The sequence below is a fragment of the Paenibacillus sp. AR247 genome, from assembly GCF_002968895.1.
Classification (GTDB): Bacteria; Bacillota; Bacilli; order Paenibacillales; family Paenibacillaceae; genus Paenibacillus_AQ; species Paenibacillus_AQ favisporus.
Genome location: NZ_PCZT01000002.1, coordinates 44,346 through 50,408, shown reverse-complemented (window position 1 = coordinate 50,408; position 6,063 = coordinate 44,346). Strand labels below are relative to the sequence as shown.

Genomic DNA, 6,063 nt, shown 5'->3' with positions numbered 1-6,063 from the left:
CGGTATTTCAGCGCGTTGTCCGAATAATAGGAATGCAGCGCATGACCCATCTCGTGCGCCAAGGTGAACATGCTGTTCAGGTTTTCCTTGTGGTTCAGCAGCACATAAGGGTGCGTGCCGTAGGCGCCCAGCTGTATGCGCCAGTGCGCTTGTTCTCATTTTCATAAACGTCGATCCATCCGTTGTCAAAGCCTTCCTGCAGGGAAGCCAGATAGTCCTTGCCGAGCGGCTTCAAGCCTTCGGATACGGTCTTTTTCGCCTCTTCATACGTAATGTCCATTTTGTACTCGTCGACGAGAGGGGCAAACAGATCGTACATATGCAGCTCATCCACGCCCAGCAGCTTCTTGCGCAGGTTCATGTAGCGGTGCAGCAGAGGCAGGCTTTCATGGATGGTGTCGATCAGGTTCGTATACACGTCCTTCGGAATATTGTCGCCGTAGAGGGACATTTCCAGCACGGAAGGGTACTTGCGCACGTTGGCGTAGAACATGTTCTTGTTGACGTTGGCGCTCAACGTGGACGCGATCGTGTTCTTTTGCTTGGCGTACGTTTCGTACACCGCTTTGAACGCCCGCTCGCGGACTTCGCGGTTCGGGTTCTCCAGGAACTGAATGTAGCTGCCGTGAGTCAGCTCAACTTCCTTGCCGTTCTCGTCCTTGATCTTCGGAAATTTCAGATCGGCGTTGTTCAGCATGCCGTAGATCGTCTGCGGTGCCTGGGACAGGTTGCCGACCTGGGCCAGCAGCGCTTCTTCCGCTTTGGACAGAACATGCGCTTTCTCGCGCTTCATTTCGGTCAGCGTAAATTTGTATTCGGCAAGCTGTGGATCGGCAATAAATTCGTCCAGCTTGCTGTCCGGCAGCGACAAAATTTCCGGCGTGATGAAGGAGAGGGCTTCGCCCACCTGTACGCTCATTTTTTTGGCTTTGGCCGAAAGGGCCTGGTATGTAGGGTTGGCTGTATCTTCGTCGTGATGCAGGTGAGCGTACACGTATAAACGTTCCGTCTTTAGCGAGATTTCATCCTCCAGGGCGAAGCAGTCCTTCACCGCTGCCGCATTATCCAGTTTGCCTTGAAAATCGGCGGCCTTTTTCACTTCCTGCTGAAGCTCGGCATACGTTTCGTCCCAAGCTTGCTGGCTGGCGAACAGGTCCTCAATCTTCCATTTGTGCTCGGCGGGTACTTCTGAACGTTTCGGTAATTGTTCCATCGGAATCCTCCTTGACTGTTGGGTTAATATGAATCGGGCTCCGTGTGAAGAAGCCGCAGGAGGAACAAATAGGACCGAGAGCATGCTGATGGCGACGGCAAGCTTCAGGGTCTTCGAGTATTTCACGAAAGGGGGCCTCCTCTGACGGTCTGTCTTGAAGAAATATACCCCTTAGTATGACCTTACCCGAAAAAGATTATTTATCCTCCATTAGGACTGGAACCCATGGTAAGCAAATTGTATACAATAAGGAAAAAGGCAACCAGGATCATGATGAGGGCGAAGATGGCCATACCTCGCTTCAGCTTCGGCGGGATCGTATCCTTCCTCATGATCAAGACTGCGCCTAAACAGAAGGCCAAAATAACAAAGACCAGGACGCTGCCGTATTCCATCCTGAATTATACCTCTTTAAACGCATTCATGATTTGACGCCATTCATCCTCGTTGCCCTGGTAATCTTCCTTCGGAAAGCGGTTGTTCACCCACTGCATCATGGCCGGACGGCTCATAAAGGTGTGGGTCTCTTCACCCCATTGATCGGAAATTTCCCGCAGGACGATGTAGCGGCCCTGGACCTCGACAGTCATCATGTTCCATTTGTCTTTTTTGTATATTTCATGTTTTTTGATCATGTCGCATTCTCCGTTTGGTCTTTTGGTAAAATGATACCGCAGAGGCTTGTGTAAAAGCAAATAAGAAAAACGTCATCCATGCATAATTCATTAAAGACAGTCCGCAATTAGCGGCAGTTTTTCTTGCGATAACGGGATGGTTTAGCCTGGATGAGATTTACAAATGCCATTCCTTAAAAAGAAGCTTCGGACGAAAAAGAGCGATTGCATTGTCAAAGTTCATGAAGTATAATGTATTTATTCGCCACAGATGGCGGTATTTTTAGGAGGTTGTTCATTTGAAAGGTACAGTTAAATGGTTTAACGCAGAAAAAGGCTATGGCTTTATCCAAGTTGAAGGCGGCGAGGACGTATTCGTACATTTCTCCGCAATCCAAGGAGACGGCTTCAAAACTTTGGACGAAGGTCAAGAAGTTGAATTCGAAATTACTGAAGGCAACCGTGGCCCTCAAGCTGCTAACGTAATCAAATTATAAGATTGACTCCGGTAACGGATTTCTTATAAGTTTTGGTTAACAATTGCTTATTACGCACAGTTCTCATGTGGGGACTGTGCCTTTTTGTTGTCATATATTTTTCTGAAATAAGAAGAGCCCGTTTTCTTCCGTTCTCCGCGGTTAGAAAATGGGCTTTTTTTTGAAGGTTTACATCTTGCGGCTGTCCATTGAAGCGCCCGGAACCTTGGTATTTCCGAGCAGGTGTCTCGCCAAAAAACCGGCGCAGGCGACCAGAGCCAGCCCTGCGGCGATGAAATAGAAGGTTGTGCGCCCGGTCTGCTCATACAGCACGCCGCCGAACGTTCCGCTGACGAGCCCGGCTGCGCTCGACCACACGATCGTAAACAGCGCAAGTCCCGTCGCCCGGAATTCATCCGGAATGATTCGGGTGATGTATCGGACCGCCGTCACATAGTAAATGCCGAAGGTTACGCTGTGTAAAGTCTGGACCGCGATGACCGTTCCGGGGTGATCGGCGATCGACATCAAGAAGAAGCGCAGAGCGAACATCAGCGCGGCCAGGGCGAGGAGCGGCAGCTCCTTGAAACGCTCTCCGAAGCGGCTGAGCAGGAAGAAGACCGGAATTTCGCTGAGGGCTGCTGCGAGCAGGGACCAGCCGATCAGACCCTCGCTAGCGCCCATGCTTTTGAGCGTCAGGGTCAGGAACGCTTCATTCATCCGGTAGGGGAGGGCGAGACAGAATACGCCTGCGAAAAACCACAGCACTTCTTTTTGCCGAAGCACGTTCCACAAGCCCCTCCATTCCATCTTCTGACCGTTCGTTTTGACGCCGTCCCTGAGCCTTGTGGCGAGCAGGAGGCAGGCCCCAGCAATGATTATGGCCAGAAGCAGCCCAAGAACATAGCCGATGGACAGGGCGAAGAAGGCATAGCCGATCGAACCGAAGACCCGGATGACGATAAAGTTTTTCCCGTGCCTCTGGGCGGTTTGAATCGACATCGTATCCGACAGCGGAAATACCGGATAATAGAAAAAGTAGAAGACCGTAATCAACGCGAATACCGCATAAAAGGAAGAAGTGGCCGACAGGAGTAGCCCCATACCGAGCTGTCCGGCAAACAGCAGGAGCATCATCTTTTTGGTCGTCCGGTAGCGGTCGCTGGCCATGCTCCAAAACATGTTGGAGAAGATGGAGATGAAGGGCCCGACGGCGTACAGATAGCCGACCTGCGAGCTGCTAAAGCCCAAGTGGCTGAAGTAAAGCTGGAAGTAGGAGGCGACCAGGACGCTGGTCCCATAGATGGTAAAGGTGAATGCCCTTTGCCAATTGACGTCTGGCGTCGATTGTTCTAGTTTCATGATCAATACCCCGATGTTTTTGTGATTTTTGTGCAAAAAGTCACCCTGCAGCACGATGCCGCCCGCTATACTATAGATGAGCATATGCTGCTGCGGTGGAATCTTTCAGCTTACCTTTTCGAGGAGATCCCGGCACACTCCTTTAATTGGACACATATTGTTGTAAAAAAAGGGAGGATTCATGCACGGTTTATTTGTGCAAATTCCAGGACCATATTATAATAAAAGACATTAGGATCGATACAAGTAGACAACAATGTGGAGGCACCGTCTTGAATGAAAATAGGCAAACTCGATATCAAGTTCCCCGGAATCCTGTCAGTTTAATGAGCCGGGTGTACAAGCATATATTGCCGGAAGTGCGAAAAGAACTGGACGGATGGCGGAGGAAGGCAGGGAACATCCCTGATCCCGAGCTGAGAAAGCAAGCCTTGGCGAGTATAGAGACGAAGCAGTTTCACTGTGAGGGCGGAGGCGTCTACGCCGCCGTTCCGCTGCCGGAGCGGCTTATACTTACCAAGCTCATCGTGGCCTATCAGACGATCAGCGACTATCTGGATAACCTGTGTGACCGCAGCACATCCATGGAAGCCGAAGATTTCCGCCTGCTTCACCAGTCGATGCTGGATGCGATCGACCCGGCGGCTGAACCTGTCAATTACTATGCACTTCGTCAGGAGCAAAATGACGGAGGTTATTTGCATGGGTTGGTGACAACCTGCCAAAGCTGCATACGCCAGCTGCCCGGCTACGCTGCCGCGATGCCCTTTATCCGGGATTTAGCGGGCCTGTATACCGACCTGCAGGTTTACAAGCACATCAAACCGGAGTTAAGAGAACCGGCGCTGCTTGCGTGGTGGGAGCTTCATCGTGAACGGACTCCCCAGCTTCAATGGAACGAGTTCGCCGCGGCAACCGGTTCGACCTTGGGCGTGTTCATGCTCTTTCTGGCCGCAAGCGACCGCCATTTGAGCAGCACTGCCGCCGCCTCCATTCATGCGTCATATTTTCCACATGTTTGCTGTCTGCATATTATGCTGGATTACCTGATTGATCAGGAAGAGGATCGGCTTGGCGGAGACCTCAATTTTTGCAATTACTATGAGAGCCCCGAAGTCATGCTGGACCGGATTGCCTTTATTGTGGAATCGGCCCGGAAGGATGTTGCAGCCATCCCGGTGCCCCCGTTCCATCGGATGATCATTGAGGGGCTGCTGGCAATCTATTTATCCGATCCCAAAGTCAGCGAGCAGCAGGAAGTTCGCTCCGTATCCAAACGTTTGATGAAGGGAAGCCCGCTTACCCGCTTATTCTTCTTCTTCAACAGCCGGTGGATCCGCAAGCATTTGTACGAGTGATAAGAGGAGGAAATAACATGGCAGTCAAAAAAATCGCAATATTAACCAGTGGCGGAGATTCGCAAGGGATGAACGCAGCCGTACGCGCCGTCGTACGCAGCGGCTTGTATCACGGACTTGAGGTTTACGGCATTCAGCGCGGGTATCACGGTCTGCTGAACGACGACATCTTTTCGATGGATCTGCGCAGCGTGGGCGATATTATCCAGCGCGGCGGCACCATTCTCCAATCGGCACGCTGTAAGGAATTTATGACGCCGGAAGGCCAGCATAAGGGTGCGGAAATCCTCCGCAAGCACGGAATCGACGGCCTTGTTGTCATCGGCGGCGATGGCTCATACCAGGGTGCCAATAAGCTCAGCAAGCTCGGCATCAATACGATGGCGTTGCCCGGAACGATCGATAACGATATCGCGTTTACAGATTACACCATTGGATTCGATACCGCCGTCAGCATCGTCGTTGATGCGGTGAACAAGCTGCGCGACACCATGTCCTCGCACGAGCGGTCCTCCATTGTGGAAGTCATGGGAAGACACTGCGGAGATATCGCTTTGCATGCGGGCCTCGCTTCGGGTGCGGAGACGATCCTCGTGCCGGAGATGCCGCATGACATGGATGAAATTACGGAGCGGATGAAGCAGAACTTTGCTCATGGCAAACGGCACAGTATCGTGCTCGTGGCTGAAGGTGTGGGAAGCGGGGAAGAGGTTGCCAAAGCCCTGACCGACCGCTGCCCTACTCTGGAACCGCGGGTAACGGTGCTTGGACATATCCAGCGGGGCGGTACGCCGACTCCGGCGGACCGGAATCTGGCGAGCCGTCTGGGCGATTTTGCGGTGCGTATGTTGATCGCGGGTGAATCCGACAAGGCCTGCGGCATCATTAAAGGCGAGCTCGTGCTGACGGACATCGATAAGGTCGTCAACACGAAGAAGGAATTTAACCGGGAGCTGTATGAGCTCGCTTCACGGCTTTCGCAATAAACATAACGGTAACACTGACAAGGCGCTGCGGGTTTTAACCCTGCAGCGCCTTTT

Annotated in this window: 5 protein-coding genes and 1 pseudogene; 3 read left to right on the top strand and 3 right to left on the bottom strand. The window is 52.0% G+C overall.

What is annotated here, in order from left to right; all coding sequences use genetic code 11:
* Together CPT76_RS00560 and CPT76_RS00550 are read right to left on the bottom strand one after the other, a co-directional pair.
* A pseudogene (locus tag CPT76_RS00560) lies at window positions 1-1,213 on the bottom strand (M3 family oligoendopeptidase); the annotation flags it as partial.
* 401 nt (window positions 1,214-1,614) lie between these two features.
* The gene (locus tag CPT76_RS00550; RefSeq protein WP_076170246.1) at window positions 1,615-1,848 is read right to left on the bottom strand and encodes a hypothetical protein; all 234 of its coding nucleotides are present in this window, start codon (window positions 1,846-1,848) and stop codon (window positions 1,615-1,617) included.
* 278 nt (window positions 1,849-2,126) lie between these two features.
* On the opposite strand from CPT76_RS00550, the gene CPT76_RS00545 reads away from it, so the two are divergent.
* Window positions 2,127-2,324 carry a cold shock domain-containing protein gene (locus CPT76_RS00545; RefSeq protein WP_068694440.1) on the top strand — a complete coding sequence of 66 codons (198 nt, stop codon included), beginning with the start codon at window positions 2,127-2,129 and terminating at the stop codon, window positions 2,322-2,324.
* Window positions 2,325-2,492: 168 nt separating this feature from the next.
* Here CPT76_RS00545 and CPT76_RS00540 read toward each other — a convergent pair whose 3' ends face one another.
* Window positions 2,493-3,665 (bottom strand): MFS transporter, encoded by a 1,173-nt coding sequence (locus CPT76_RS00540; RefSeq protein WP_105441868.1) that lies wholly within the window; start codon window positions 3,663-3,665, stop codon window positions 2,493-2,495.
* A gap of 326 nt (window positions 3,666-3,991) precedes the next feature.
* Here CPT76_RS00540 and CPT76_RS00535 point away from each other — a divergent pair, with 326 nt between their 5' ends.
* Both CPT76_RS00535 and pfkA read left to right on the top strand, forming a co-directional pair.
* The gene (locus tag CPT76_RS00535) at window positions 3,992-5,023 is read left to right on the top strand and encodes a tetraprenyl-beta-curcumene synthase family protein (RefSeq protein WP_105441578.1); all 1,032 of its coding nucleotides are present in this window, start codon (window positions 3,992-3,994) and stop codon (window positions 5,021-5,023) included.
* Between the two features lie 17 nt (window positions 5,024-5,040).
* Window positions 5,041-6,009 carry a 6-phosphofructokinase gene (pfkA, locus tag CPT76_RS00530; RefSeq protein WP_105441577.1) on the top strand — a complete coding sequence of 323 codons (969 nt, stop codon included), beginning with the start codon at window positions 5,041-5,043 and terminating at the stop codon, window positions 6,007-6,009.
* Window positions 6,010-6,063: the final 54 nt, after the last annotated feature.